The 307-nt window shown below is 71.0% G+C and carries 1 protein-coding gene; it reads right to left on the reverse strand.

Annotation, left to right across the window (positions count from 1 at the left end; all coding sequences use genetic code 11):
• Positions 1-276: RNA polymerase sigma factor (locus ACZYRU_RS26920; RefSeq protein ID WP_488960178.1), on the reverse strand; the 276-nt coding region annotated here is incomplete at its 3' end.
• Positions 277-307: the final 31 nt, after the last annotated feature.

Genomic DNA, 307 nt, shown 5'->3' on the forward strand with positions numbered 1-307 from the left:
GCCGCGCAGCGTGCGCAGGCACGCGTTGCGCACCACGGAGTACAGCCATGGCCGCAGCCGTGACGGATCGCGCAGCTGGCCGACCTTCGCTGCCATCAGCACGAACGAGTCCGCCACGCAGTCCGCCGCCTCCTCGCGGTTGCGGAGCATCGAGTACGCGAAGTCGTGCAGCCGGTCGGCGTACCGCTCGTAGACTCCGGCGAAGGCCTGCCGGTCGCCGGCGAGGACGCCCGCGACCAGGGTCGCGTCGTCCGCGTGCGGGCCCGAGACAGTCATGGCGAGATCGTAGGGACACAGGGGTGTGAGT

This window comes from Nocardioides sp. F233 (genome assembly GCF_057813895.1).